Genomic DNA, 26965 nt, shown 5'->3' on the forward strand with positions numbered 1-26965 from the left:
CGACTCATAGATGGCCGTAACTCTTCCATGGTCGCGCAACCGGGCATTCCGGGTTAGAACCAGCTACCCGTCCGGACGATCCAAAAGGTCCGGACATGTTGGACGTACACGATCGGGGTGGCGGTCGTCAGACCGCCACCCCGATGCGCAGTGCTATCCGTCAGGCCGGGAACGACCTCTTGACCTCGAGGTTCCGAAAGCGCGGCCCGCTCGTGCACAGCGCCGCCATCTGCCGGGCGAATTCGCCGGTCTCGGGCAGGTCGCTGTTCGCCATGGCCGCCTCGTACGACGGGAACTCCACGACCGTCACGAACTGCTTCGGGTTGTCCCGGTCCTGGGTGACGGTGAGCCGGAATCCCTCCGGCGCGTCGCCCAGCCGGGCGGTCTGCGCATCCCCGAGAGCCCACATCTCATCCGGCCGGTCGGTCTCGTACTCGATGATCTGAATGAAGCTCATCCAAGCCTCCCGGGTGTCCGAATTGTGGCTCGAAGTTATCAGCCTTCCCTCCCTTCGAACCGTCGCGAGTCCCCGAAGAACCCGATCGAATGAACGCTAGGTGAGCGGTTCGATCCAGACGTTGCGGTACTGGACCTTGTTGCCGTGGTCCTGCAATCGGATGGCGCCCGTTGACGGGCCCTCGGGGATGTTGCCGCCGGTGCCGGCCGGTATCTCCACGTCGTCGTGCACGGTCCGGCCGTTCCAGACCACGGTGACGCGGGCGTTCGCGGTCTTGTTCCCGGCCTCGTCGTAGCGGGCCGCGCGGAACCCGATGTCGTACGTCTGCCACGTCTCCGGCGCGGTGGACGCGTTCACGTCGGGGGCCTTGTGCAGGTAGATCGCGCCGGCCTCGTTGTTGTCGAGCGTCGTGTCCCCGTACGAGTCGAGGATCTGGATCTCGTATCGCTCCTGCTGGTAGACGCCGCTGTTGCCGCGGTTCTGGCCGGTCACGTCGGCGGGCAGGAGCGGAACCTTGAACTCGACGTGCAGCCGGTAGTCCCGGAACGCCTCCCGGGTGCGCAGGTCGCCGCAGCACACCTCGGTCGCCGCGCTCTCGACGGCCGGCCACTGCGGACGCCGCCCGTCGGTGTGCTGCCAGTCGTCCAGTCCGTGGCCGTCGAACAGGATGATCCGCTCACCGGGCCGGCGAACGCTGACCAGGTCGAGGTTGACGTGCCCGGTGTCGAGGGCGTCGACCCGGTACTGGATCGCGTTCACCCCCTTGCGCAGCGTCAGCGTCTCGGTGGCCGTCGCCCACTCGTCCCAGGTGACCGTGGACGGCAGCGGCACCTGGCGTATCTTGCGTCCGTTGACGTGGACGCTCACGGTCTTGGTGCCGCTGAACGGGTTGGGACCGTTGGAGTAGCGCAGCCCGACCGCGTAGTCCCCGGCCCGGTCCACCGTCACGTGCGTGGTGGTGGCGGAGTTCAGCGCGCCGAAGCCGGCCACGAAACCGACGCCGGAGTAGCCGCGGTGGTCGGTGGCGAGCGTGGCGCCGCCCTCGCGGTTGCCCTCCTCGGCCTCGTAGTGGACCTGCCGCGGCCGCGGGCCGGGAACCTCGTTCAGTGTGTACCAGGCCTCGGTGCTCCACAGTGTCTCGCCGTCCCGGGCACTGAACGGGCGCGGCGAGCGCAGGTGCACCACGCGGTCGCGGCGCAGCCCGGCGATCGTCAGCGTGACGGTCCGCCGGTCGGCGGAGACCCTGGCCGCGGTCACCGGCAGCGTCTCGCGGTCCACCTTCGGGCCGCCGTACTGCGGGGTGGCGACGTAGCGCCACTGCTCCACCGCGTACGCGGTGGGCAGCTTCGCGACGGTCGCATCGGACAGCGGCTTCGTGTATTCGATCTTGAATCCGGTGGCGGTGGCCCTCATGGTCCGCATGTCGAAGACGTCGGTGCCGTTCGGGGTGAGCTTCTGCAGGCCGTGCCGGAGCTTGCCCTCCTGGCCCCAGTTGCCGTCGGCGCCGAGCCCGCCGACGTAGACGGCGCCGTCCGGGCCGATCGACACCTCGTTGACGCCGGCCTCGAGACCCTGGGTGTGCCGGAACACCGCGCCCTGCTCCCGGCCGTGCACCGTCTCCAGGTACGCCCGCTGCAGCCCGCCGTAGGTGACGTCGCCGATGAGGAACTGACCGCGATAGGGCCCCGACTTCAGCAGTACCGGGGTGCTGGGCGAGTTGGCGATCTCGTTCTGCGGCAGCCAGAGCACCGGCCGGGTGACCGGCTCGGCGTCGAACGGGCCGTCCGGGTTGGTGAAGTGCTGGTAGAACGCGCCCTTCTCGATCTTGATGAGCTTGGACGAGGGTAGCCATCCGCCCTGGTTGTCGGTGACGTAGAGCTCGCCGCCGGGCCCCCAGCCGATTCCGTTCGGGGTGCGCAGGCCACCCGCGACCGTGGTCACCCTGCCGGTGCGCCGGTTGACTACGATGCTCGTTCCCCGGCCGCCGACCGGCTGCGGGTCGGTGGTCGCGCCGCCCAGGTTGATCGAGACCGACAGGTTGAGGTAGAAGTCGCCGCCCCTGTAGAGCAGGCCGAACGCGAACTCGTGGAAGTTGCCGCCGAACGGCCAGACCGCCACGGTGCGCCGCGCGTCGAGCACCTCGTCGCCGTTCGTGTCGCGCAGCTCGGTCAGCTCGTGCTTCTGCGACACGTACACCATGCCGTCGACCACGGCGACGCCCATCGGCTCCTTGAGGCCGCCGGCGAGCCTGCGGTAGGTGACGCTGCCCGGCCCGGTCTCGCCGGTCACGTTCTCGACCAGGTAGACCTCGCCGGCCAGGGTGTCCGAGCCGCCCCACGTGCTGAGCACCATCTTGCCGTCCGGCCGCCACGCGATCCCGGTGACCTGCGGCTCGAAGCCCGGCGGGCGCAGGTCGGTGAGGTCGTAGCCGGGGTGCACGGCGGTGAGCGGCAGCCCGTCGCCCGGCGTGTCGGTGCCGGTGGTGCACTCCTTGCGCCCGGGCGCGGTCACGCGGACCACCCCGGCGTCGGTGCTGAGCGCGCTCGTCGGCACCACCGCGAAGCCGCTCGCGCCCGGCGGCCGCCAGCCGAGCGTCAGCCGCTGACCGCCGTCGCGCTCGAAGTGCTCGACGCGCAGCGGGTGCACCCCCGCGGTCAGGTCGATCGTGCCGTCCTTGGCGTCGGCGCCGTGCAGCCCGTCATGATCGACCACCAGGGTGTCGCCGATCCACAGCTTGGAGCCGTCGTCGCTGGTGAGCCGGAAGGTGTACGAGCCGTCGGCGGGCGCGGTGAGGTTGGCCAGCGCGTGCGTCACGAAGTTCTCCGACAGGCCGAACTGTTCGTCGGTCGACCAGTCCACCGTGGGCATCAGCTTGTCCACATTGGGTGTCTGTCCGGGCTTGAGGTCGCAGACCCGGCTGATCGGCACCCCGATGTCGTACGTGCGGAGGGTGACCCCCGGCTCCTGGGGCGGGTCGCCGGCGTAGGCCGGCGCCGCGGTGAAGGTTCCGATGATCAAGGCGGCCACTACCGCACGTTTCATGGGCGCTCCCGTTACGGGTGGGATTCAGGATGGTGAATATCTTGATCCAGTTGCTTCGCAACGTCCATGACTTTCGATGAAATAGTTTGAACTTTCCGCTGAGCCCACGAAAGTTCCCGGGTCCAGCCGGAAGTCATACGCTTCGATCGAGGAGGGGTCATGAGGTTCATGGTCAGGTTCCTGATGGCGGTGGTTCTGGCGGTGGGAGTCGCGGGTCTGGCGGCGCCGGCGGCCGCGGCGTCCGGGCATCCCCGGTTCAGCGCGCTGGTCTTCTCGAAGACCGCGGCGTTCCGGCACGACTCGATCCCGGCCGGGGTGGCCGCGATCCGGGAGCTCGGCGCCCGGCACCGCTTCACGGTCGACGCGACCGAGGACGCCGCGGCGTTCACCGACGCGAACCTCGCCCGCTACGACGTCGTGGTGTGGCTGAGCACCACCGGCGACGTGCTGACCGACGCGCAGCAGGCCGCCTTCGAGCGCTACATCCGCGCCGGCGGCGGGTACGCGGGCATCCACGCCGCCTCGGACACCGAGTACGACTGGTCCTGGTACGGCGGGCTGGTCGGCGCGTACTTCCGCGACCACCCGGGCTCGGTCAGCCCGCAGTTCCAGGTCGCCACGGTGCGGGTCCTGGACCGCGACACCGCCGCCACCCGGCCGTTGCCGCGCCGCTGGGTCCGGGAGGAGGAGTGGTACAACTTCCGCACCAATCCGCGGGACACCGTGCGGGTCCTCGCCGAGGTGGACGAGGGGACCTACGACCCGCGCGGCTACAGCGTCCCCGGCGGCTCGCCCGGCATGGGCCGGCACCATCCGATCTCCTGGTGCCAGCCGTACGACGGTGGCCGCGCCTTCTACACCGCGATGGGGCACAAGCCCGAGTACTACTCCGAGCCGCTGCTGCTGGCCCATCTCCTCGGCGGCATCCGGATGGCGGCCGGCGTGGCGCGGTTCGGCTGCGGCCGGGAGGACTGAGCCAGAGATCGATGCCTAAGGGCCACTTAGGACTGATCGCGGCCTATTAGGTCCCTAATGGACTCGATGTCCGCCCGAGCCCGCCCCTTCGGCTGATTGCGTTCGCGAAACCTGCCGGAAATCGTGTAGGGACGCCGCAGCGGGGCGGCTTGAAGGGGGAATGGCGTGGGAATCACCAGGCGTACGATCCTCGGCGGCGCGCTCGGCGCGGCCGGGTTCACCGTTGCCGGAGCACTGGATCCGTTCTCTGAACCGGCCGCGTCCGCCGGCCGGGGTGCCGGGACGACGCTGGCGCGCACGATCGTCCGGGGCCCGGCCGGCGCGGGCGGCTACGCACGCCTGACCGCCGCGGCCGGCGAGCCGTACCTGTTCCGTGGGGAACTGGCCGGCGTGTCCCGCCATGCCTGCCGCCACCGGCGGGTGCTGACCTGCTTCACGCAGCTCACCGACGTGCACGTGATGGACGTGCAGTCGCCGGCCCGGTTCGAGTTCTTCGCCCGCTACAGCGGCGTTCCCGGCCTGTCGAGCTTCGCGAGCGCCCACCGTCCACAGGAGCTGCTGAGCGCGCAGGTGGCGAACGCGATGGTGGGCCAGCTGCGCCGGGTCCGTCGCGGCCCGGCGACCGGCGCGCCGGTGCGGTTCACCGTCGTCACCGGCGACAACACCGACAACTGTCAGTTCAACGAGCTGCGCTGGTACATCGACCTGCTCGACGGCGGCGCGGTGCGGCCCGATTCCGGCGACACCGGGCGGTACGAGGGCGTGCTGGACGACGTGGCGCCGGACCCGTACTTCTGGCATCCGGAGAGCGGGTTCGGCCGGCCCACCGCGGAGTACGGGTTCCCGCGGGTACCCGGCCTGCTCGATGCGGCCCGGGCGCCGTTCCGCGCGGTCGGGCTGGACCGGGCGTGGTACGCCGTCTACGGCAACCACGACGGTCTGGTGCAGGGCAACCTGCCCAGCAACGACCTGGTACGGCAGCTGGCGACCGGCCCGCTGAAGCTGACCAGCCTGCCGCCGTCGATCCTGGCGGCGCCGCTGTCCGCGCAGGTGCAGTTCATCGTCGCGCTGCTGCGGCTGGACCCGGCCGCGGTGGACAAGCAGTTGGCGGAGGGCGGCCGGCGGTTCGTCACGCCCGACGCCAACCGCCGGATCGTGGACCGTGGCACCACCATCAGGGAGCATTTCAAGACCACCGGTGGCCCGGTCGGGCACGGATTCACGGCCGCGAACCTGGCCGCCGGCACCGCCTACTACACGTTCAGCCGTGGGCCGGTACTCGGCGTGGTGCTGGACACGGTCAACAGCGCCGGCGGCTCCGACGGGTCGCTGGAGCCGGCGCAGTTCGCCTGGCTCGAGGCGCAGTTGCAGGCGGCGAGCCGCCGGTGGCTGGCGCCATCGGGCGAGGTGGTGCGCCGTCGCGGCGGCCCCGACCGGTACGTGATGATCTTCAGCCATCACACCGTCGCGTCGATGACCAACGTTTCCGACGGCAGCGGCCGGATCGGCGGCCAGCAGGTGCGCGACCTGCTGCTGCGCTATCCCAACGTGATCGCCTGGGTCAACGGGCACACGCACCGCAACCAGGTGCTGCCGCACGCCCGCCCGTCCGGTGCGGCCGTCGGCGGCGGCTTCTGGGAGATCAACACGGCGGCGCACATCGACTGGCCGCAGCAGTCGAGGATCATCGAGGTGGCCGACAACCTGGACGACACCCTGTCGATCTTCTGCACGATCGTGGATCACAGCGGCCCGATCTCCCGGGGCCGCCGGCTGACCGATACCGTCGCGCTGGCCTCGCTCTCCCGCGAGCTGGCCGCCAACGACCTGCCGAACCGGACGGACGCCCGCCGGGGAGAACTCCCGGACCGCAACGTGGAACTGCTCCTGCCGGACCCGCTCTCGGTGCGGAGCCGGCACGGCGTCCAGGTCGCCGCGATGAGCGGCAGCTGATCCCACTCGGGTTCCCGGGTCTCCGGGAACCCGAGCGGATCCAGATCAGCGCAGGTGCTCGGTCACCGCGGCGTAGGCGTCGATGACGCCGTGGCCGTAGAAGCCGTTGAACCGCTTGCCGCCCTCGCACAGGGCGTCGAAGGTGGCGTCGCGGCCCTCCTGCGCGTAGCTGCGCAGCCGCGGCTCCGGGCAGGCCGTCTCGGTGGCGGTGCGGTAGAGCTGCTTCTCGACCTTGGCCGGCGACATCGTCAGGCCGCCGCGCCACCGGTCATGCTTGCCGTACCTGCTGGCGATCAGCGCCGCCACGCCGGCGGCGTGCGGCGAGGCCATCGAGGTGCCCTGCAGGTAGGTGTAGTAGCCGCAGACCCCGGCCTTGGTGCACTCCTTGAGGACGAGCTCCTCGTTGCCGGCGGTGACGTTGCCGGCCGCGTCGACCTTGCCCTCCTCCTGCAGCACCTTGACCGGGTACGACGAGAGGATCATGTTGCCGTTGGTGCGGGAGGTCGGGGTGCCGAAGCCGTCGCGGAACCAGCCGCCCGGCGCGGCGACGGAGATCTGCTCGAGACCGTAGTTGGAGTAGTCGGCCTTCTGGCCCGACGGGCCGACGGACGAGACGCCGATGACGTGCGGTCCCTCGACGGGCAGGTCCCAGCAGGCGCCGTTGTCGATCGGACGCGGCTTGGCGGCGCCGGCCGGGTAGTCCGGGCTGGACGTGTCGGTACGCGGCTTGCCGAGGTCCTCGTGGTTGTTGCCGAGCGCGCCGACCAGGGTGACGCCGCGGCGGTGTGCGTACTCGAGGGCGCGCTTCATGCCCTGGATGATGGCCTTCTGCTCGGCCTTCTGCTCCGCGGTGTCGGCCGGGTTGTCGGTGCAGTTGTAGAGCCACGGGTCGACGTAGAACGACATGTTGACCACGTCGAGGCCGACGTCACCGGCGTAGGTGAGCGCGTTGACGACGGGCTCGAGGAAGAAGTAGCCGGAGTCCTGGCCACCCTTGAGCTCGACCAGCGTGATGCCGGGGGCGACGCCGGAGATTCCGGAACCGTTGACGGCCGCGCCGATGGTGCCGGCGACGTGCGTGCCGTGGCCGCCGTCGTCGGTGCCGACCGGGTCGAGACAGCCGGCGACCTCGCAGGGGCCGTCGACGTCGATCAGGTCCGCGGCGAAGTTGCGCGAGAGCCGCTTGCTGAAGTTGGGCGCCAGGTCCGGGTTGCTCGCGTCGAGGCCGGTGTCGAGGACACCCACGGTGATGCGCCGGTCGCCGGCCTCCTTCTTGCGTGCCTTGTCGGCCCTGATCATCTTCAGGCCCCAGAGCTTGTCGTCGAGCGGGTCGAGCTTGGCGCCCTTCGAGGAGTGTTTCCGGGAGGACGCGGCGGCGGTCAGGTTCTCCCGCTCGATCGCCTTGTCGGCCTTGGGCGCGTACCCGATGGCCTTCCGCTCGCTCGCCCCGATCAGGGTGGTGGCGGCGGTGGCCCGGGCGCCGAAGTCGGCGCGCTGCGAGGTCACCTGGAACATGCCGACGGCGTCGTTGCGGCCGACGACGGTGCCGCCGGCGGCGGTGATCGCCTGCATGGCCGCCTCGGCGGATACCCCGTCCTCGGCGACCACGGTGTATTCCGTCTCGGCCGTCGACACCGCAGGCGTGGCGACCGCCGAGCCGCCGGGTGCGGTGATCAGGAATGCCAGGCCGGTCGCGGTGGCGACGGCTCCGGCGGTGAGGCGTTTTCTCATGGAACGCTTTCCTCCGATGCGGTTGACAGTGCCACATCACATCGAACTCAGATCACGTTCCGGTATCTATACCGGCGAACATATGGATACGTGGTCGCGGCGCCGGGCGGGAGCGGTCGTCGCCACGACGGCGGGCCGGCCGGGATCGACGGTGCGACGATCGCCTTTAAGAATTGTTCCGAGGGTTAACATTTGCGTCGCCATTTCACCCGACGGGCAAGTTGTAAGGGAACTCACAAACGCCGTTCCATCGTATGGAATTCCTTCACAGCGTTCGATGTCGCGGCCCATCATTAGTTTGACGCAAGTAGATCAATGTTCGCGCGTGCCGGTTGCTGATCCCACGGCATGAAACGCCTCTGAGCTGCGCGTTCATGCATCGGAGGATGCGTCGCTGATGGCGAATTCGGGTCATCCGGAATCCGATGGAGAAAGGATCTACGCACTTCAAGGGGACGGGGGACGGGGGACGGAAATGCATACTCAGGAAGGACGAACCCTGACGGTCCGGCTGCTCGGGCCGATTGCGATCACGGCGGGCGGTGAACATCACGGCAGCCTGCCCGCTCAGCTGCGAAAAGTGCTGGCCCTGCTGGCGGTCGGCCGGGAGACGCCGCTGTCGGCCGAGCAACTGGTCCGGCGCATCTGGGACCACGCGCCACCGGACAGCGCGGTACAGATGGTACGTAACCAGATCCGGGCGCTGCGGCGGCTGATCGGCCAGAGCCCGCTGGAGAGCGACCTGCCGGGGTACCGGCTGTCGGCGCGGCACGTCGAGGTCGACACGGAGACCTTCCGCGCGCTGCTCCGGGAGGGCCGCCGGCACCTCGCCGACAACCGGATCCTCGACGCGGTGCACACCGTCCAGCGCGGCCTCGACCTGTGGCGGGGCCCGGAGGCGCTGGCCGGCGTGCGCGACGTCAGCTCCCTGGAGATCGAGGCGATAGACCTGGAGGACCTGCGGTTCCAGGCCGAGGAGGTGATCGTCGAGGGCTACCTGGCCCTGGACCGCCCCGGCGACGCGCTGCCGCTGCTGCGGGCGATGACGGCCGCGCACCCGACCCGGGAGCTGCCGTGGTTGCAGCTCATGGCGGCGGAGACGCTGATCGGCCGCCGCATCGAGGCGTCCGTGGACACCTTCCGCCGGGCGCAGCACCACCTGGTGGAGAGCACCGGCCTGGACGCCCCGCTGCTGGCCAGCGTCCACACGGCACTGTTGCGCGGCGCCGAGGGCCACGAACTGGTCGCGCTGATCCGGCGGCGCCCGCGAGATCTTCCGATCCGGTGGCAACGGAGGTGAAATGCCGCGGGCCCCTGCGACATGTATGAGATGTCGGGACACGGAGCGGCATCGAGGAGGGCACGGCCGATGAGCGACGAGCGGACGGCCACCTTCGAGACGCTCTACACCGGCATGTTCCACCATCTGCTCGGCTATGCGACCCGTCGCTGCGACACACCGGAGGACGCGGCCGACGTGGTGGCGGAGACCTTCGCCATCGCCTGGCGCAGCATCGACCGGGTTCCGCCGCGCGACGAGGCCCGCCTGTGGCTGTACGGCGTCGCGCGCAACGTGCTGGCCGGCCAGCGCCGCAGGGCGACCCGCCAGCGGCAGCTCGCCTCGGAGATCGCCGTCCTCTACGAGGCGAGCGCCGAGGACAGCGCGGACCTCGGCATCGTGCCGGCGATCTTCCGGAAACTGCCCGACCAGGAGCGGGAACTGCTCTCGCTGGTGGCCTGGGAGGGGCTCGACCCGGGCCAGATCGCGACGGTTCTCGGGTGCTCGCGCAACGCGGCGCGGATCCGGTTGCACCGGGCCCGCAAACGCCTGGCCAGGGAACTGGCCGCGGCAGGAGTCGTGCTTGATCCTTCCACCTTGCAAGGAGGTGTTCGATGACCCCGGCGAAGGACATTGACCGGCAGGTGGCACGGCTGGCCCGGGTCACCGACGAGCAACTCATCGAGTGCGACCGGAGCCCCGCCGCCCGCGACCTGCTGGCCGCGATCGTGAGCGACCGGTCCGATCCCGTGCGGCAGCGCCGGTCGGCCGGGCGGCCCGTTCGGCGGTTCGCCCTGGCCGCGGCGTCCGCCGGGGTCATGGCCGTGGCCATCGTGCTCGGCCCGGTCGTGCTGCCCGACGGCGCCGGCACGGCCACGTCGTACGCCAACGAGGCCATCGAGATCAGGAAGGAGGGCGGCGAGTTCATCGCGCGGATCAAGGACCCGCTCGCCGACAGCTCCCGCTACGAGAAGGGCTTCGCGGCGGTCGGCCGGGACGTCGAGATAGTCCTGGTGCCGGTACCACCGGCGATGGTGGGGATGCTGCTCGAAACGGACGGCGGCGGCAGCATGCGGGTCACCAGCCGGCAGGACTGCGCCACCGCCTCCGGACCCTGCAATCTGGTGATCCGGGTCTCCGCAAACGGCGACGGCAGGGTCCGGCAGACCATCGGCCGTGCCGCCCAGCCGGGCGAGAAGTACCAGGTTCCCGGCTCGGCCGAGCCGCAGCGATCCACTGGGACCACCGGCGGTTCCGGTGACTGATTACGCGCGAGTGCGCGGCATGTTATTGCCTGATTCCGTAGGCGATTACGGCCGTCACGGATGCTTCTCGGGGAGCGATGGTGACCGATCGACAGCTCGGCTCACCGGGATCTCCCAGGCACAGGCCCGACTGATTCCGAACACCGGATCGGGCCCGGACAAGAGGAGCAGCAATGCGCAACCGCATCACATCCATGCTGGCCGCCGCGGGAGTCGTGGCCGCCACCTCGGTCGCCGTCCTCACGGCGGCGAGCCCGGCGCAGGCAGCGGTTTCCTGGTACGCGGACCTGGGTCCGGCCTACTCCTACACCGAGGCGCACACCGAGGGCGACCCGCGTCAGAGCAGGTCGTACGCCCGTCACGGCAGCGTTTCCGCGCTGTCCGGCTGGTACACCGAGAACTCGTGGGCGTTCGCCGACGCCGGCACCGCGAGCAGCTGGGCGGCCCGCGCCGACTTCCGGTAGCGGCCGCATTTCAATAGCGCCATGGCCACGCATTTCCCGCGTGGCCATGGCCCCTTTCCTTTTCGGGAGCACACGATGAGACGAACCGGTCTTGGGTCGACGCTTGCCTTGATCGTCCTGTTCGGAGTGACGGCGTGCGGCGCGGACGCGCCGGAGAACGGGGCGGGCACCGGCGCACGGCAGGAGCCGGAAGGGCAGGCCCAGACGACGATCGGCCAGAAGGGCGCGCCGCCGCAGGGCGGGGAGCGGCTCAAGCCCCTCCTCGACCAGTTCAAGGAGGCGCGCGCCCGGGCCTCGTCCGACTTCGAACGCGACACGCTGGACCGGGCCATCTCCACCGGCAAGATCACGGCCGCGGACTACGAGGAGGCGTTCGGCCGGTATCGGCAGTGCGCGCAGGACTCCGGGATCACCGAGAAGTACACCAAGGAGGCCAGCGGCTTCTACCGGATCGACCCGCCGGCCGACATCGCCGACATCGACAAGTACATGAACGACACCGGAATCTGCGCGAAGAACGCGGGCCTGATGAGCATCGAGGCCCTGTACCGCACCCAGGTCGACAACCCGGAGCTGCTCGCCGACGCGCGCGAGATCGTCGTCCGCTGCCTGCGCAAGGCCGGCCTCGTCGGTGCCGACTACACGCCGGAGAAGCTGATGGCCTTCGTGCAGGGTGGGCTGAAGTCCGGCGACTTCGACGCCCGCAGCCCGGAGGCGCAGAAGTGCTTCACCGCCGGCGGCATGACGGTCAACGTGGCGGGCCCGAAGGGCGGGTCCTGAGGTGGCCGGAGGCCGCACGCTCGGTACCGCCCTGCTCGCCGGCCTGACCCTGCTCGGCGCGGGCGGGGCGACCGCCGTCATGCTCCACCCGGCCGCGGCGCCGGCCGGACTGCGCACAGCCACCGAGGTGACCTCCGCGCCGACCGGGCGGGAGGACCTGACCGACGAGCGGACCGTCAAGGTCTCCCTCACCCAGCTGCCGACACCGCCCCTGGTCGTCGGGATCGGGGGGCGCGTCACCCGCATCTCCTGCAAGGCGGGCAGGCCGCTCCGGTCCGGACAGACCGTCGCCCGCATCGACGACACCCCGGTGATCGCGCTGGCGACCCGCACACCGCTTTACCGCGATCTCGGGTACGGCGACAAGGGCGACGACGTCCGGGCGCTGCAACGCGAGCTGCGGCGCCTCGGACACGACGAGGTCGAGGCGACCGGAAGGTACGACCGGCGTACCCGCGCGGCCGTGCGGGCGATCCAGAAGAAGGCGAAGGTCGACGACCCCGAGGGCACGATCACGGTCGGTGAGATCCTGTGGCTGCCGGCGCCCTCGGTGGTGCCGAACGCCTGCGAGCTCACCCTCGGGGCGTACGTCTCCGCCGGTCAGACGTTCGCCAAGGTGCCGCCCCGGCTCACCGCGGTCGTGGTGAACTCGCTGCCGTCCGGCATCGTGCCCGGCGAACGCGGCATCGAGGTGCTGGGGGAGAGCGGCCCCCTGAACTCACAGGGCGCCGCCACCGACCCGGGCTTCCTGAGCCGGGTCGCCGCCGGGCAGGAGTACCGCCTGCTGCTGGCCAGCGGCGAGAAGCCCGACCTGTCCGGGATCATCCGGCTGCGGAAGGCCGTTCCGACGGTGAAGGTGCCGCCCGGCTCGGTCTTCGCCCTCGACGGCGACCGGGGATGCGTCCAGTCCGGTGACACCGGCCACCCGGTGACGGTCGTCGGCTCCCGGCTCGGCGCCACGCTGGTGACCATGAAGGGCGCCGTGCCGCCCGAGGTCGCCGTCGGTCCCGCGATCACCCTGGAGTCGTGCCGGTGAGCGCTGCCGAGAAGGCGGTGCGCGGCTTCGGGCTCGCGCACCGGTTCACCGGGACGCAGTATCTGTTCGAGAACCTGGACTTCGAGCTGCTGCCGGGGCAGGTCGTCGGGCTGTGCGGTCCGTCCGGATCGGGCAAGTCGACGCTGCTGTCGATCCTCGCGACCTGGGTGGAACCCACCGAGGGCCGGATCGAGGCGAGCGGCGTGCGGCGCATCGGATGGGTCTTCCAGAATCCGTACGGCGTACCGCGCCGTACCGCCATCGACCACGTGACGCTGCCACTGCTGGCGCAGGGGAAGTCCCGGAGCGAGGCCGAGGAACGGGCGATCCGGGTGCTGGCCGGGTTCCGGCTCGAACACGCCGCCGGTCAGCAGTTCCGGGAGCTGTCCGGCGGCGAGGCGCAGCGGCTGATGCTGGCCCGGGCGGTCTGCTCCGGACCCGACCTGCTGCTGGTGGACGAGCCCACCGCGCAGCTGGACACCCGGACCGCCGCGACGGTCAACGAGACCCTCGGCGCGATCGCGCAGGACGGCACCATCGTCGTGATCGCCACCCACGACCCGCACACCCGGGAGGCGTGCACCCACGTCATCGACCTCGCCCACCTCGGGAGCCGGCCGTGAGACTGCGTTCCATCCTGTCGGAAGCCGGCCGCAACATCGTCACCGGCACCACCCGGGCCCTGTTCTTCGGCATCGTCCTGGCCGCGATCAACGCCGGGCTGGCGATCGCCGACGCGCGATCCATCGTCGACATCGAGCAACGGGCGTCCGGTTTCGTCTCCGCGGGCGCGTCGGTGCGCAAGATGGTCGCGAAGCGGTCCACCGACGCGGCCGCCTGCGAACGGCTCGGCGACGTGCCGGGCATCCGGTCCGCGGGAGCGTTGCGGGAGGCCGACGCCGTCGTCCTGCGCACGATGCGATCCAGCGCGATCCCGGCCTATGCGGTGTCGCCCGGGCTCCTCGAGGTCCTTGGCGGCACGGGTGATGCGCCCGCCGGGGTGTGGCTCTCCGCCGACCTGGCGGCCACGCTGGCCGTACACGCCGGTCAGACGCTGGCGACGACGGTCGGGCCGCTGACCGTCGCCGGGGTGTTCGACTACCCGGACGACGGGCGCGACAGCCGGCTGGCGTGGGCCCTGCTCCTCCCGCAGCCCGCCACCGGCGTCTTCGACGAGTGCTGGGCTGACGTCTGGCCCCTGTCGGAGTCCCGTAAGACGCTGCTGCACGCCGCCCTGAAGGTCGACACCGTCTCCACCGACCCGGTCGAGATCGGCCAGCTCAACACCGGCCTGGGCACGGTCTTCGACTCGCTCGGCCTGTTCGGTGGCCGGCCCACCCGGTTCGTGGTGCCCGGCTGCGCCCTGGCCGGCCTGCTCCTCGGCTGGGCCGCGGTCCGCCTGCGCCGCCTGGAGATCGCCGGCGCCCTGCACCTGGGACAGTCCCGCCGGGACCTGCTCGCCACCCTGGCACTCGAGACGATCGCCTGGTCCTCGCTCGCGCTGCTGCTGTCCGCGGCCGCCCTGCTGACGGCGGTCCGGGTGATGAACGCGACCGACGCCCTCGACATCTACCTCATCGACATCCGGGGCCCGGCCGCCGCGGCCGCCGCCGCCCTGATCGGGGCCGTGCTGGCCACCTTCCGGATCCGCGAGAGGCACCTGTTCGCCTACTTCAAGGACCGCTGACGTGGTGCCTTAGACGGTGATGACGACCTTGGCGCCGGCGTGTTCGCCCTCGAGGTAACGGATCGCGTCGGCCGCCGCCGACAGCGGGTACGTCCGGTCGATCGCCGGCGTCAGCGTGCCGGCCGCCGCCATGTCGGCGAGCACCGTCAGCGAATCCCGGCTGGTGACCGCCGTCAGCGTCAGCACCCGCTGGCTGACGAAGCGGGACAGCAGCCGCCCGCGCAGGATCAGGCGCATGGGCCCGAGGAGGCTGCCGCCCTCGTAGACGCCGCCGCCGGAGAGGATCAGTGTGCCGGTGGGGGTCAGCAGGCGCCGGTATTCGCGCAGGGACCGGTTGCCGACCAGGTCGAACACGAGGTCGTAGCGGCGGCCGGCGGCGACGACGTCGTCGCGGGTGTAGTCGACGACCTCGGCGCCGAGCGAGCGGACCAGCGCCGCGTTCCTGGTGCTGCAGACCCCGGTCACCTCCGCTCCGGCGGCCTTCGCCAACTGGACGGCGAAGGTTCCGACGCCGCCCGAGGCGCCGTTGATCAGGACGCGCTGCCCGGGTGACACCTGGCCCAGATCGCGTACGCCCTGTAGGGCGGTCACCCCGGCCAGCGGAATCGCGGCCGCCTGCTCCGGGGTCAGCCCGGCCGGTCGCGGCGCCACGAGGTCCTCGGCGACGCTCACGTACTCGGCGAACGCCCCGTCGGCGGTGCCGAGGTCGCCGAAGACCTCGTCGCCCGGGCGGAACCGGGTGACCGCCGGCCCGACCGCCTCCACCTGCCCGGCGAAGTCGCGGCCGCGGATCCGGGTCTTCGGGCGGAGCAGACCGACGGACAGCCGGGCCAGCCGCGGGTCGCCCCGCATGACGTGCCAGTCGTAGGCGTTGACCGCGGCGGCGCGGACCCGCACGAGCAGCCGGTCGCCGGTGGCGGTGGGCCGCTCCACCTCCCGGAACCGCAGTACGTCCGGTCCGCCGTACCCGTCCTGCACGATCGCCTTCATCGCTTCCTCCCGCCCTCCCGAGGTGTACGGCGTACACCCGCCTGTGGCGACAATAGGTGTACGGCGTACACCTGGTCAATGGCGATATCGTTCAGGCGCGGCATGGCGGAAAGGCGGCCCGATGGCGGAGAGCACACTGCGTCGTGCACCCCTGAGCAGGGACCGGGTGCTCCACGCCGCGGTGTCGCTGACCGACGTGATCGGGATCGAGTCGCTCAGCATGCGCAAACTCGCCCAGGATCTCGGCGTCGTGCCGATGGCGCTGTACAAGCACGTCGCGAACAAGGACGAACTCGTCGGCGGCATGGTGGACGTGGTCGTGGCGGAGATCGATCCGCCGGAGCACGGCACCGCCTGGAAGCCCGCGGTCCGGCAGCGGGTCCTGTCGGCGCGCCGGACGATGCTGCGGCACCCGTGGGTGTCCCGGGCGATCGAGACGCGCCAGGCACCCACGCCGGCGGTGCTCGCGTACCTGGACTCGGTCATCGGCATGTTCCGGGCCGGCGGCTTCTCGGCCGACCTCACCCATCACGTCATGCACGCCATGGGCAGCCGGGTGCTGGGCTTCACGCAGGAGCTCTTCACGTCCCCGGAGCCGGTCGACCCCGCCGTGCACGCCGCCGCGGCCCGCGAGCTGGCGGCGGCCTATCCGAACGTCGCCGAGATGGCGCTGGCCGCGGCGCACGAGGACGCATCGATCGTCGGGTCCGGCTGCGACGACCAGTTCGAGTTCGAGTTCGCGCTCGAGCTGCTCCTGGACGGCTTCGAGCGGCTGCACGAGCGGCGCTGGACCTCCGCGGCCCGCGCGCGGTGAACGAGCGGTACGCCGCACGTCCGGTGGTCGTGGACTGCGACCCGGGACACGACGACGCGCTGGCACTGCTGCTGGCGGCCGGCGACCCCCGGCTGCGCCTGCTCGGCGTCACGACCGTCGCGGGCAACCAGACGCTCGACAAGACGACGAGGAACGCGCTGCGGATCCTCTCCCTGGCCGGCGCCGCCGACGTTCCGGTCGCCGCCGGCTGCGACCGGCCACTGGTCGGCGAGCTCACCGTGGCCGAGGACATCCACGGCCCGTCCGGGCTCGACGGGCCCGACCTCGACGTGCCGGTCGCCGGGGCCGTGGACGTGCACGGGGTCGAGCTGATGCGACGGCTGATCGTGGGCTCGGCCGAGCCGGTCACCCTGATCGCCACCGGCCCGCTGACCAACGTCGCGTTGCTGCTGCGCGGCCATCCCGAGGTCGCGCCGAACGTGCGCCGCGTCGTCCTCATGGGCGGCTCGACCGATCGGGGCAACACGACGCCCTACGGCGAGTTCAACATCGTCACCGATCCCGAGGCGGCCGACATCGTGCTGCGGTCCGGCCTGCCGACCACGATGATCGGGCTGAACGTCACGCACCGGGCCCTGGCCACCACGGAGATCATCGCCGAGTTCCACGGCCTGGGCACCCGGCTCGGTGCCGTCTGCGCGGACCTGATGACGTTCTTCGCCGGCACCTACCACCGGGTGTTCGGGTTCGAGCACCCGCCGGTGCACGATCCGATCGCCGTGGCCGCGGTCATCGACCCGTCGATCGTCCGGACCGTCGCGGTCCCGGTGGCGGTCGAGCTGACCGGGACGTACACCCGCGGCGCGACCGTTGTGGACCTGCACCGCCGAACCGGCCGGGACCCGAACGCGGACGTCGCGGTGGGACTGGAGGTGGCCGCCTTCTGGCGCTTGCTCATGGCCGCGGTGCGGCGGCTGGGCGGAGTTCCCGGCCCGGCGGCCCGGCGATGAGGCGGTCCATGGTGGTGGCGGACATGCGGTACCGTGCCGCCCCATGGGATTCGATCTTGTCGTTGTGACCAAGCAGCGCCCGGCCGACCTCGTGCCGCGCTGGGAAGAGGCGCTCGCCGGGCAGGGGCTCCAGGTGGAGATCTGCCCCGGCTTCAGCCTGACTTCGTGGAGCGGGTTCCTTCCGTTCCGGCTGGAGTCGGCGCCGAGCTCCCTGCTCGGCATGGACCTCGCAGCCCCGATTGTCACCGGCTTCGAGCTGCAGATCCACCGGCGCGAGGTCACCTTCACGACCCGCTATCCGACGCTCGCCGCCGAGTTCGTGATGCAGTGCCTGGGCGCGGCGACCCTTGCCGCCCTCACCGGCGGCACCTATGAGGATCCGCAGCAGGGAGAGCGGTACTCCGGCCCGGACGCGCTGGACGCCGCGCTGGCGGAGATCTCCGGTTTCCTCGCCTCCGCCAAGTCGTCCGCGTTCGTCCAGCATCCGTTCCCCGGCTGGGCGGCGCTGAACGTCGCGACGGCCGACGGGTAGCCCGCCGGCCCCGCCCGGCGATGCCTACCCGACCAGTGAGCCGGTCCGCGTACCCTGCGGGTCGACGGCGATGCAGGTGACCTGCCGGCTGAGCGGCCACGACATGGACGAGGGGCGCAGCCAGTACAGGTCCATGGATTCGTTCCCGCTCAGGTAGGGCTTGAACGACCGGGCGCTGCGCTTCTCGACCTCACCCTCCAGCTCGGCGTCACCGGGGTAGGGGCCGTCCGGAAAGGTGAAGACGGTGTACACCTCGGCGGCGTGCGGATCGCCGCACGGCAGCACGGGCGGGCCCGCGGCAGCGGCGGAGCCGTCGATGGTGCGCAGGCAGTCGCCGGGCGCCAGGCTCTTCCCCTGCACCGCGCGGTTCACGCCCGGGTCCGTCAACCGGGGTGCGTCCGGCCGTACGAAGATGAAGACGACGACCATCAGCACCCAGAGACCCGAGACGACCAGGCCGGCGATGGCAAGCCCGCGTCCCCTCTGCTCGCGCCGGCGGATCTGGCCCAGCGCGTCGACGCCGAGAGCCGCACTCACCACCGCCACCACCAGGACGGGTATGGCGCCCAGGGCGAAACCCACGCCCCCGCCCACGACGGCGAGGATCAGACACGCGACGGCCCTGCCGTTGGTGCCGGTGGGCCCCGGCTCGGGATAGGCGTTCGAGGCGGCCCATTCCCGGTACCCGCCGGGCGCGCTCGGCGCCGCTGCCGTGGCGCCGGCGGGTGGCTGCGCGGCGGGGAGGTGTTGCGGATCTTGATCATGCACGCCGCGTACATCCACGGTCATCAGGCTCGGCGGGCGGCGACTGCGGAGCTGTCCGGCCGGACCTGGCAACTAGGTTCCTAGGATGCTGTGCACGTGGTGGGCTCTGCCACGACCCCGGGGGACGGGTTCTCCGGAGCCGGGCGTTTCCCGGACGCCGGGGTGCTGTTCTCGGTAGGGGAGGCGCCGACGGCGGCGCCGGACACGGGGGGACCACGATGGAACCGACGATCACCCGCAGGGGCGCCATTGCCCTGGCCGCCGCGTGCGCCGTCGCGGCGCTCACGCCGGCCGCCCCGGCGGCCGCCGCGCCGGCACCGGCCGTCGCCATCGTGCTGGAACGCACGGGCGGCTTCGCGGGGACCCGGGACACGTTCGTGGTCGACCGCTCGACCGCCGAGGGGCGCCGGCCACTGCGGATGGCCGCCAGCCCGGCGTTCAGGGGACTGCGCGGCTCCTATCAGCCGGCGAACTCCTGCTGCGACCGCTACTTCTACCGCCTCACCGTCACCTACCGCGGCGGCCGTCACAAGACGGTCTCCACCGTCCAGGGCACCACCGCACCGAGCATTCTGTGGCGCGTCATCGCCGATGTCGAACGGGTCGGTGCCCGCCACGTCCCGGCGCACGGCGACGCGGTGCCGCTCCACGGCCGGTGAGCGGTGACGCGCCTGATCAGTCGAGGCGGAACTCCCGGACCAGGTTGCGCAGCTGGACCGCGAGCCGGGCCAGGTCGGTGGCGGCGTTCTGGGTCTCGCCCGCGCCGATCCGGGTGAGCGCGGCGTCCTGCATCACGGCCTGCAGCTCGCTGGAGATGCCGTCGACCGCGGTGACGGCGCGCGACACGCTGTCGTTGATCTCGACCGTTGCGCGGCCCTGGTCGTCGACGGCGACGCCGATGACGTCCTGTGTGCCGTTGATGGCACCGACGATCCGGGTCACCTCGGCCGTGGCCTGGCGCATCGCCTGCGAGTCGCGCTGGATCGCCTCGATGCGCCGGGAGATGTCGTCGGTGGCCGCGGCGGTCTCCCGGGCCAGGTCCTTGACCTCGCCGGCGACCACCGCGAAGCCCTTGCCGTAGTCCCCGGCGCGGGCGGCCTCGATGGTGGCGTTGAGGGCCAGCAGGTTGGTCTGCTCGGCGATCGAGTTGATCAGCTTCACCACGTCGCCGATCTCGGCGCTCGAGATGTCCAGCTGCTCGGCCAGCCGGCCGGAGGTCGCCGCGGCCGCCGCGGCGTCGGCGGTGATCCGCCGGGCGTCGGTGGTACGCGCGGCGATCTCGTCGATCGAGGAGCTGATCCGGCCGATGCCGGCGGCGGCCGAGTCCACCACCTCGTGCACCGTCCCGGCCGCCGTGGCCAGCGTGTCGGTCCGGGCGACGGTCGCCTGTGCGCCGTCGGTGAGGCTCATGCTGGTCGCGTGCAGCTCCTCGGAGGCGCTGCTCAGCGTCGCGGCGGCCTCGTCGAGATCGAGGACCGCCGAGCGGACGTTGTCCGTGGCGCGGCCCATCGCGATGGTCAGCTCGGTGATCTCGTCCGACCCGGTGGCCCGCGGATGCACCGACAGGTCCTTCGCGGCGATGGCGTTGGCCACCTGCAGGCAGTCCGCCAGCCGGCGTCCGATGTGCCGGGCCAGCAGGACGGCGGAGCCGAGCAGCAGGACCGCGGCGAGCACGCTGGCCGCGATCGTGAGGTTGCGGGCGGAGCGCTGCACGGCGCCGGCGTCGAGGCGTGCCTGCTGCGACTCGGCCGCGATGGCGTCCTCCACCGGGCGGAGCGCGGCGATCAGCGCGTCGGAGGCGCCCTGGAAGGCGGGCAGCGCCGCCCGGGCCTTCTCCTGTGCCGGGTCGGTGACGCCGAGGTTCGCCAGGCTCACCAGGCGCTGGCTGAGGGTGATCAGCTGCTCGACCTTGTCGTCCAGGCCGTCGGCCGCCTTGCGTACGGACGCCGGCGCCGTGTCGGCGTGCAGCGCACCGATGCTGTCCCGCAGCGTCGTGGCATCGTCGCCGAGCCGGTCGAGGGCGCCCCGGCGCTGCTCGGCGGTGCGCGCCACCATGGCGGAGAGTACGTCGCCGCGCAGCACGGCCTGGGCCGCGGCGACCGCGCGGTCGGCGCGCTCGGCGTCGGTGGCGCGGACCAGCCGCGCCTGCGCCTGCTGCTGCTGTGCGGCGGCGAGCAGCCCGATCCCGCCGACGGCGAGGACCAGCACCAGCCCGGCCATGGCCAATGCGACGATCTTGCGGCCGAGGCTCAGCCGTGGCATAACCCGCAACATGACATCCCCTCACGCGTGATCCAGCACCCCTCGAATCGGTCCGTCTGAGGATTTCTTGAGGATTGAAATCACTCAACATCCGCCGCGGGCCGTCGATCGGGCAGTCGATTCCGCCGGTTCAGGAGAGGAGGGGACGTGCGCGTCAAACCAGCCCTCACGATGCTCGCGGTCGTGTCTGCCGTCCTCGTCGGCAGCGCCACCTATACGAATGCGGCCCCGACCGGGCCGAACCCGGCAGCCGCGGCCGTGCCGGCCGACGTGCGCCAGGCCGGGACCCTCGTCGTGGCCTCGGAGATCGCCTACCCGCCGTTCGAGTACTACGACGACCAGAAGCGGCCGCAGGGCATCGACGTCGAGCTGGCCGCCGCGCTCGCCGAACGGCTGAACCTGCGCCTGGACTTCCGCAACGTCGCCTGGGACGACCTCATCCCCACCGTCGCCGGGCACAAGGCCGACGCGATCATGTCGGGGATGACCGACAACGCCGAGCGGCAGCAGAAACTCACCTACGTGGACTACCTGATCGAGGGCTCACAGGTCGTGGTCGCCGGCGGCAACCCGCGCCACATCGGCGGCATCGACGGCATCTGCGGCCACCGCGTCGCGCTGCAGGCCGACACCACCCAGGACGACCTCGCGCAGGCGCAGTCCGACCTGTGCGCGGCCGCCGGGCGGCCGAGGCCGACCATCTCCGGGCTCGGCTCGGGCGAGGCGTACCCGTTGCTGAAGGCGGGCCGGATCGACGCGATCGTCGACGGCTACACCAGCGCCGCCTCCCAGGTCAAGGAGGGCAACGGCGGCTTCGAGCTGGCCGGGGTCCAGGTGGAGGCCAGCCCCATGGGCATCGGCATCGCCCGGGACCGCACCGACCTGCGTCACGCCGTGCAGCTCGCGTTGCGCGAGATCATCGCCGACGGCACGTACCTGAGGATCCTCGACAAGTGGGGCCTGAAGGCCGAGGCGCTGACCACCGCGGCCATCGACGGCGGGGTCTAGTTCCCCTCAGACCAGCGGCGCGTACCAGTGCGCACCGGTGAGCAGGATCCGGGTGTTCTGGTTCCGGTCCCACTCGACCCGCATGCCGTGCCTGCCGAGCACCGGAAAGACGACCTCGTCCAGCAGGCGTTCCACGTCGGCCCGGTACCGGGCCTGCTGTTCGTCCTCCGGCAGGGCGTCGTAGGCGGCCTTGTCGAAGTCCGCCGGCGGGTAGGAACCGTAGCCGAGGTACACCGAGCCGTCGGTGCTGGAGACCAGCGACTCGGTGTCCTGCTGGTGGTACCAGAGGTAGCCGTGCCAGTGCCGTGAGTCGTCGCGCTCGTCGTGGATCTCGGCGGCGGCGCAGGTGCCGCAGCAGGAGAAGTTCTCCCTCGCCAGCACGCCGAGCCGGTTGAGCTCGGCGAAGGCGAGGGTCAGGTTGCTCTGCACGTCACCCCACCCGCGCTGCTGGGCCCGCCTCACCTCGAGCGCGCTGCCGTACGCCGCCGCGAGTTCCTCGTCGGTGAGGCCGTGGCGCTCCTCATCGTCGTCGAGGTAGTCCACGAACTCGCCCGCGTCGTCCTCCCCGCGCACGATCCAGGCCCAGATCTCGTCCTCGATCTCGGTGCGGCCCGGCTCGGCGATCCGGTCAGGCAGGAACCGGACGCCGTCGGGACGGTCGTTGTAGGCCCATTCACTCACGCGGGCGATCATGACACGGGTGCCCGGACCACGCGCAGGTGGGCGGGGCCCGGGTCCGATCAGGACTCGAAGTACCGGCCTCGTTGCCTTGCGTAAGGACGTCGGCGGGAACCCATCATGAAATGCCGGCAGGCGAAGACCGTCAAGGCCACGCTCGCGAGCGCGACCACGACGATGGTGAACACCGGCGAGCCGGCCACCGACAACGGCGTACTGGAACTCGCCGGCTTCGGTGCCTGTGCGGCAGCCGCCGATCCCGTGGCGGATGCCGGCGGCGGAGCGGTCGGCAGCGCGCCGAAGTCGACGATTCCGCTGCTCTCCAGCAGGGTCATGTGCGTCATGACGAACTGGTTGGTGCGCTGGGCGAGTTTGCGCACCGTGTCGTTGCGGGTGCTGGCCCGGATGGTGGCGATGGCCGGGAAGATCTTGCCGTGGGCCGCCCGCAGCCGGTCGATGTACACCCGGTCGAACTCTTCGCCCTCCGCCTCGCGCATCTCGGCGAGCCAACCCTGCTGGTCCGCGTTGGGCTTGTTCGGCAGGGTGACGTCCAGCTTCTTCGCCGCGTCACGGACGAGCTTGTCGAGCGCTTCATGCTGGGCGGCGATGTCACGCCCGATGGACTGGATCCGGGGATCGTCCGACTTCTCCTGGGCCATCTCGCCCGCCGGAATCTCCCACAGTCCGGCAAGGCGGACCTTCACCGCGAAATCGCGGTCCGCGTCGGAGATGTCCCCCCTGCCGCGGTCGGTCAACAGCTCGTTCGGCGGCAGCGGTACGCCGGGTTCGGCGCGTGCCGCCTGCGGGTCGAGCAATATCAGGGCCACGGCGAGAAGCGCCCCACCCGACACGCGGCGACGCCACCGCAACGTTCGATCGACGGCGAGCACGTCAACCTCCAGCAAATCGGGGATGGTCCCTGGTGAGCGGAAGTACGCAGCGCGGCCCGCTTTGGATCAACGTTCGCCGAAATAGTTGCCGATCCCGTCCCGCGGAGCCGAGGTCCGGACCGGGTGGGGGTTCGGGCCAGACCAGCAGGACGGGGCAGGGTGCGTGGTCGACGCGGCGGAAAGGGCCTCCGCGAGCGAGGTGTTCAAGCCCGCCCGGTTCCCCGGGGCGGTGGCGGGGTAAACACCCGGCCGCCCAGGTGATCTTGGTCCCGCTCCGGTTGCCGCAATGAAATGAACCGTGGTTCACTCCTTGGAAAGCGTTGAATCCGGATTCAGAAGTTTGGGGGCCTCCGGATGCCATACCGGCAAACCGCACTGACCAGGCAGAACGCCAGGGACAAACGGGACGGAATGCTGCGTGCGGCCCGGTCGCTGGTCGCCGCCGAGGGGTTCAAGGGCGCCACCGTCGCCGCGATCGCCGCGCGCTGCCAGGCCAGCGTCGGATCCGTCTACTCGTACTTCGACAGCCGTGACCGGCTCCTCGCCGAGGTGTTCCGCAGCGCCGCGAGTCACGAGATCGACCTGGCCCGCACCGCCGTCGCCGGCACCGGCCAGCAGGCCGCCGAGCGCCTCGGCGAACTGATCCGGATCTTCAGCGGCCGGGCCCTGCACCGGCGGCGGATGGCCTGGGCGCTGCTGTTCGAGCCGGTCAGCCCGGTGGTCGAGGAGGAACGGCTGGTCTACCGCGGGTCGTACACCGACATCGGCGAGCAGATCATCCGCGACGGCCTGACCAGCGGAAACTTCGTGCCGCAGGACCCGCGGCTCGCGGCCTCCGCCGTGATGGGCGCCATCTCCGAGGCCCTGGTCGGGTGGATCCGCCCGGACAGCCGCGAACCGTCGCCCGACGAACAGGCCGGTGTTGTCGACGCGATCCGGCTCTTCTGCTTCCGCGCCCTCGGCGCGCACGACCTGGCGGGCGGAGCGGCCCGATGACCGCGACACCGTCGCTCGCCGGCGCGCAGCGGGTCCTCGCCGACCAGTCGGTGACCCGGATGTTCGGCACCCGCCTGGTCTCGTTCGGCGAGGGCGGCGCCACCGTCGAACTCGACATCCGGCCCGAGATCACCAACCAGCACGGCGCGGTGCACGGCGGCGTCATCGCGTACGCAGCCGACAACGCCCTCGCCTTCGCCGGCGGCGCCGCGCTGGGGCCCGACGTGGTCACCTCCGGGCTCAGCATCGACTACATCGTGCCGGCCCGGGGCCGTACGCTGCGGGCGCACGGCATGGTCATGCGCGCCTCCGGCCGGCGGGCCGCCTGCCGCTGCGAGCTGCACGCCATCGCCGAGGACGGCACCGAGACCCTGGTCGCCGTCGCGCAGGGGACCATCGTCGCCGCGGGTGAGCCGGCCGTCGCACCCGCGGCCCGGCCCGCGCGGGCCCGGCCGGGCCGGCTCGCCACCCCCGGCGTCCAGGAGATCCTCCGCGAGCGCCTCCGCACCGGCAACACCGACGACGGCGCCACCGTCGCCGTGGTCATCGAGGGCGGCGGCATGCGGGGCATCGTCTCCGCCGCGATGGCCGGCGTCATCGAGCGCGAGGGGCTGCTGCCGTCGATCGACATGATCGTGGGTACGTCTGCCGGCGCGGTCAACGCGGCCGCCCTCGCCGTCGGCGCCGCCGCGGCGATGGCCGAGTCGTACGCCGAGGTGTTCTCCTCGCCCGAGTTCATCGACGTGCGGCGGATCGCCCGCGGCCGCCCGGTGATCGACGGCCCGCGCATCGTCAGCCACGTCGACCAGCTGTTCGACCTCGGCTCCGCGGCCGGCTCCAACTGGGCCGGGCGGCTCGCGATGGTCGCCACCGATGTGGACACGGGCCGGGCCGAGGCGCTGTCCGACTTCACCGACCGCGCCGACCTGATCGCCAGCCTGCACGCCTCCGGCCTGCTGCCGATGCTCGCCGGCGACCCGGTCGAGCTGCGCGGCCGCCGCTGGCTGGACGGCGGCATCGTGGAGGCCGTGCCGGTCGTCACCGCCGCCGTGCGCGGCGCCACCCACGCCATCGTGCTCGCCACCCGGCCGCCCGGCACCCAGCCGGCGTTCGGCGCCGTCGACGTGGTGGTCGAACGCTACCTGCGCCGTCTCAACCCGGAACTCGCCGCCGCCTACCGCGGCCGGCCGCACCGCTACCGGGAGACCCTCCAGCAGGTCCGTGACGGCTGGAGCCACGGCCTGAGCACCCTTGCGCTCGCGCCCCGCCTCGGCGACCCGCTGCCGTCCCGGCTCGAACGCGACCAGAACGCGCTGCGCGCCGCCCGCGACGCGGCCACCGACGCCGCCCGCGAACAGCTGGCCTTCCTGCTGCGGTGAGCCCGCCCGGCGTCGGCGGCGACTACCCGTCGGTGACGCCGGGGCGGACGAGGCCGCTCTCGTAGGCGAACGCGGCCGCCTGCACCCGGTCGCGCAGGTTCAGCTTCGTCAGCATGCGGGACATGTACGTCTTGACCGTGGCCTCGCCCAGGTACAGCCGGACGGCGATCTCCGCGTTGGACAGCCCCCGGGCGACCAGGCGCAGCACGTCGACCTCCCGTTCGGTGAGGGTTGCCAGCTGCTCGGCGGCCTTCGGGTCGGCGCCGGGTGCCCGGGCGAACGACGCGATTACCCGCAGTGTGACGCCGGGTCGAGCAGCGCCTGGCCGGCGGCCACCGTACGCACCGCCTGCACCAGCTGCTCGGGCGGCGCCACCTTGAGCAGGAACCCGCTCACCCCCGATCGCAGTGCCCGCGCCACGGCGGCGTCCTCGTCGAACGTCGTGAGGATGATGACCTTCGCCGTGCTCTCCGCGACGATGTGCCCGGCCGCCTGGAGCCCGTCGCAACGCGGCATCCGGACATCCATGAGCACGACATCCGGCTGGGTACGCCGAACCACCTCCCGGGCGTCGAGTCCGTCGACGGCCTCACCGACGACGCGGATGTCGGGCTGGTGGTCGAGCAGCATCCGCAGCCCGGCGCGAATCATCGCCTCGTCGTCGGCGACCACGACCCGGATGCCGCTCACCGCTGCGCCTCGATCGGAAACAGGGCGTCGACGCCGTACCCACCGTCAGGCCTCGGACCGGCGGCGAGGCTCCCGCCGTACACGGAGACCCGCTCCCGCATGCCGACCAGGCCGGGGCGCGGTCCCGATGCTTGCCGTGGTGGCCCTCGCCGGCTGGCGGACGATCGTGCGCGCGCGGATGCGGACGACCTCCTGACCGTGTGCGGACGCGATCGTGGGGGGGGGGGGGGGGGGCGGCGGCCCCCCCAGCGGCGGGGCGCCGCAGGCGCGCGGCCGGCCGGCCCGCCCGCTCCCGCGGGCCCGCAGACCCTGCAAGGTGCG

General features: G+C 71.6%; 25 protein-coding genes and 1 pseudogene. 17 read left to right on the forward strand and 9 right to left on the reverse strand.

All coding sequences use genetic code 11. The features are described 5' to 3' along the window. Nucleotides 1-160: 160 nt before the first annotated feature. Nucleotides 161-457: a hypothetical protein gene (locus tag AB0B58_RS18535; protein ID WP_360224843.1), complete on the reverse strand. Its 297-nt coding sequence runs from the start codon at nt 455-457 to the stop codon at nt 161-163. 96 nt (nt 458-553) lie between these two features. Continuing rightward, a complete protein-coding gene (locus AB0B58_RS18540; protein ID WP_360224845.1) occupies nt 554-3499 on the reverse strand; it encodes a family 16 glycoside hydrolase in 2946 nt (981 codons plus the stop codon). 159 nt (nt 3500-3658) lie between these two features. Between AB0B58_RS18540 and AB0B58_RS18545 the strand changes: the two genes are divergently transcribed. Then, nucleotides 3659-4474 (forward strand): ThuA domain-containing protein, encoded by an 816-nt coding sequence (locus tag AB0B58_RS18545; protein ID WP_360224847.1) that lies wholly within the window; start codon nt 3659-3661, stop codon nt 4472-4474. A 165-nt stretch (nt 4475-4639) separates the two neighbouring features. Beyond that, nucleotides 4640-6427 carry a TIGR03767 family metallophosphoesterase gene (locus AB0B58_RS18550; protein WP_360224849.1) on the forward strand — a complete coding sequence of 596 codons (1788 nt, stop codon included), beginning with the start codon at nt 4640-4642 and terminating at the stop codon, nt 6425-6427. 45 nt (nt 6428-6472) lie between these two features. Here AB0B58_RS18550 and AB0B58_RS18555 read toward each other — a convergent pair whose 3' ends face one another. Next, nucleotides 6473-8158, reverse strand: coding sequence for a S8 family serine peptidase (locus AB0B58_RS18555; protein ID WP_360224851.1), 1686 nt, complete (start codon nt 8156-8158; stop codon nt 6473-6475). A 475-nt stretch (nt 8159-8633) separates the two neighbouring features. Here AB0B58_RS18555 and AB0B58_RS18560 point away from each other — a divergent pair, with 475 nt between their 5' ends. The 8 genes from AB0B58_RS18560 (at nt 8634) to AB0B58_RS18595 (ending at nt 14669) form a co-directional block, all read left to right on the forward strand. Beyond that, nucleotides 8634-9458 (forward strand): AfsR/SARP family transcriptional regulator, encoded by an 825-nt coding sequence (locus tag AB0B58_RS18560; protein ID WP_360224853.1) that lies wholly within the window; start codon nt 8634-8636, stop codon nt 9456-9458. Nucleotides 9459-9527: 69 nt separating this feature from the next. Continuing rightward, nucleotides 9528-10055: a sigma-70 family RNA polymerase sigma factor gene (locus tag AB0B58_RS18565; RefSeq protein ID WP_360224855.1), complete on the forward strand. Its 528-nt coding sequence runs from the start codon at nt 9528-9530 to the stop codon at nt 10053-10055. Further along, nucleotides 10052-10702, forward strand: a complete 651-nt coding sequence (locus AB0B58_RS18570) for a hypothetical protein (protein ID WP_360224857.1) — start codon at nt 10052-10054, stop codon at nt 10700-10702. The genes AB0B58_RS18565 and AB0B58_RS18570 overlap by 4 nt, the downstream gene beginning before the upstream one ends. Before the next feature lie 173 nt (nt 10703-10875). Then, nucleotides 10876-11166 carry a hypothetical protein gene (locus AB0B58_RS18575; RefSeq protein ID WP_360224859.1) on the forward strand — a complete coding sequence of 97 codons (291 nt, stop codon included), beginning with the start codon at nt 10876-10878 and terminating at the stop codon, nt 11164-11166. A 75-nt stretch (nt 11167-11241) separates the two neighbouring features. After that, entirely contained in the window at nt 11242-11946 is a 705-nt protein-coding gene (locus AB0B58_RS18580) for a hypothetical protein (protein WP_360224861.1), read from the forward strand. Nucleotide 11947: 1 nt separating this feature from the next. Further along, entirely contained in the window at nt 11948-12982 is a 1035-nt protein-coding gene (locus tag AB0B58_RS18585) for a peptidoglycan-binding domain-containing protein (RefSeq protein WP_360224863.1), read from the forward strand. Next, on the forward strand, nt 12973-13605 hold the full coding sequence (locus tag AB0B58_RS18590) for an ATP-binding cassette domain-containing protein (protein ID WP_360224865.1): 633 nt from the start codon (nt 12973-12975) through the stop codon (nt 13603-13605). The genes AB0B58_RS18585 and AB0B58_RS18590 overlap by 10 nt, the downstream gene beginning before the upstream one ends. After that, nucleotides 13602-14669, forward strand: a complete 1068-nt coding sequence (locus AB0B58_RS18595; protein ID WP_360224867.1) for a hypothetical protein — start codon at nt 13602-13604, stop codon at nt 14667-14669. Before AB0B58_RS18590 ends, AB0B58_RS18595 begins: the two co-directional genes overlap by 4 nt. A 9-nt stretch (nt 14670-14678) precedes the next feature. Here the strand turns inward: AB0B58_RS18595 and AB0B58_RS18600 are convergent, their stop codons facing one another. Beyond that, nucleotides 14679-15659, reverse strand: a complete 981-nt coding sequence (locus tag AB0B58_RS18600; protein WP_360224869.1) for an NAD(P)-dependent alcohol dehydrogenase — start codon at nt 15657-15659, stop codon at nt 14679-14681. 121 nt (nt 15660-15780) lie between these two features. Here AB0B58_RS18600 and AB0B58_RS18605 point away from each other — a divergent pair, with 121 nt between their 5' ends. From AB0B58_RS18605 to AB0B58_RS18615, 3 genes are read left to right on the forward strand one after another with little or no spacing between them, the layout of a single operon-like run. Continuing rightward, nucleotides 15781-16473, forward strand: coding sequence for a TetR/AcrR family transcriptional regulator C-terminal domain-containing protein (locus tag AB0B58_RS18605; protein ID WP_360224871.1), 693 nt, complete (start codon nt 15781-15783; stop codon nt 16471-16473). Further along, complete coding sequence (locus AB0B58_RS18610) at nt 16470-17444, forward strand: nucleoside hydrolase (RefSeq protein WP_360224873.1); 975 nt, start codon at nt 16470-16472, stop codon at nt 17442-17444. The genes AB0B58_RS18605 and AB0B58_RS18610 overlap by 4 nt, the downstream gene beginning before the upstream one ends. A 43-nt stretch (nt 17445-17487) precedes the next feature. Next, nucleotides 17488-17976 carry a hypothetical protein gene (locus AB0B58_RS18615; protein WP_360224875.1) on the forward strand — a complete coding sequence of 163 codons (489 nt, stop codon included), beginning with the start codon at nt 17488-17490 and terminating at the stop codon, nt 17974-17976. A 24-nt stretch (nt 17977-18000) separates the two neighbouring features. On the opposite strand, the gene AB0B58_RS18620 is transcribed toward AB0B58_RS18615, so the two are convergent. Beyond that, entirely contained in the window at nt 18001-18759 is a 759-nt protein-coding gene (locus tag AB0B58_RS18620) for a DUF4190 domain-containing protein (protein WP_360224877.1), read from the reverse strand. 200 nt (nt 18760-18959) lie between these two features. On the opposite strand from AB0B58_RS18620, the gene AB0B58_RS18625 reads away from it, so the two are divergent. Further along, on the forward strand, nt 18960-19400 hold the full coding sequence (locus AB0B58_RS18625; RefSeq protein ID WP_360224879.1) for a protealysin inhibitor emfourin: 441 nt from the start codon (nt 18960-18962) through the stop codon (nt 19398-19400). A 16-nt stretch (nt 19401-19416) separates the two neighbouring features. Here AB0B58_RS18625 and AB0B58_RS18630 read toward each other — a convergent pair whose 3' ends face one another. Further along, nucleotides 19417-21003, reverse strand: coding sequence for a methyl-accepting chemotaxis protein (locus AB0B58_RS18630; protein WP_360224881.1), 1587 nt, complete (start codon nt 21001-21003; stop codon nt 19417-19419). A 147-nt stretch (nt 21004-21150) separates the two neighbouring features. On the opposite strand from AB0B58_RS18630, the gene AB0B58_RS18635 reads away from it, so the two are divergent. Next, the gene (locus tag AB0B58_RS18635) at nt 21151-22011 is read left to right on the forward strand and encodes an ABC transporter substrate-binding protein (RefSeq protein ID WP_360224883.1); all 861 of its coding nucleotides are present in this window, start codon (nt 21151-21153) and stop codon (nt 22009-22011) included. Between the two features lie 6 nt (nt 22012-22017). Here AB0B58_RS18635 and AB0B58_RS18640 read toward each other — a convergent pair whose 3' ends face one another. Both AB0B58_RS18640 and AB0B58_RS18645 read right to left on the reverse strand, forming a co-directional pair. Next, nucleotides 22018-22692: a DUF6891 domain-containing protein gene (locus AB0B58_RS18640; RefSeq protein WP_360224885.1), complete on the reverse strand. Its 675-nt coding sequence runs from the start codon at nt 22690-22692 to the stop codon at nt 22018-22020. A 59-nt stretch (nt 22693-22751) separates the two neighbouring features. Then, entirely contained in the window at nt 22752-23579 is an 828-nt protein-coding gene (locus tag AB0B58_RS18645) for a DUF4142 domain-containing protein (protein WP_360224887.1), read from the reverse strand. Between the two features lie 354 nt (nt 23580-23933). On the opposite strand from AB0B58_RS18645, the gene AB0B58_RS18650 reads away from it, so the two are divergent. Further along, the gene (locus AB0B58_RS18650) at nt 23934-24575 is read left to right on the forward strand and encodes a TetR/AcrR family transcriptional regulator (protein WP_360224889.1); all 642 of its coding nucleotides are present in this window, start codon (nt 23934-23936) and stop codon (nt 24573-24575) included. Beyond that, on the forward strand, nt 24572-25954 hold the full coding sequence (locus AB0B58_RS18655) for a patatin-like phospholipase family protein (protein WP_360224891.1): 1383 nt from the start codon (nt 24572-24574) through the stop codon (nt 25952-25954). The genes AB0B58_RS18650 and AB0B58_RS18655 overlap by 4 nt, the downstream gene beginning before the upstream one ends. Nucleotides 25955-25976: 22 nt before the next feature. Here AB0B58_RS18655 and AB0B58_RS18660 read toward each other — a convergent pair. Next, nucleotides 25977-26605, reverse strand: a pseudogene (locus AB0B58_RS18660) (response regulator transcription factor). Nucleotides 26606-26965: the final 360 nt, after the last annotated feature.

Source organism: Actinoplanes sp. NPDC049118 (genome assembly GCF_040648555.1).
Lineage (GTDB): Bacteria > Actinomycetota > Actinomycetes > Mycobacteriales > Micromonosporaceae > Actinoplanes.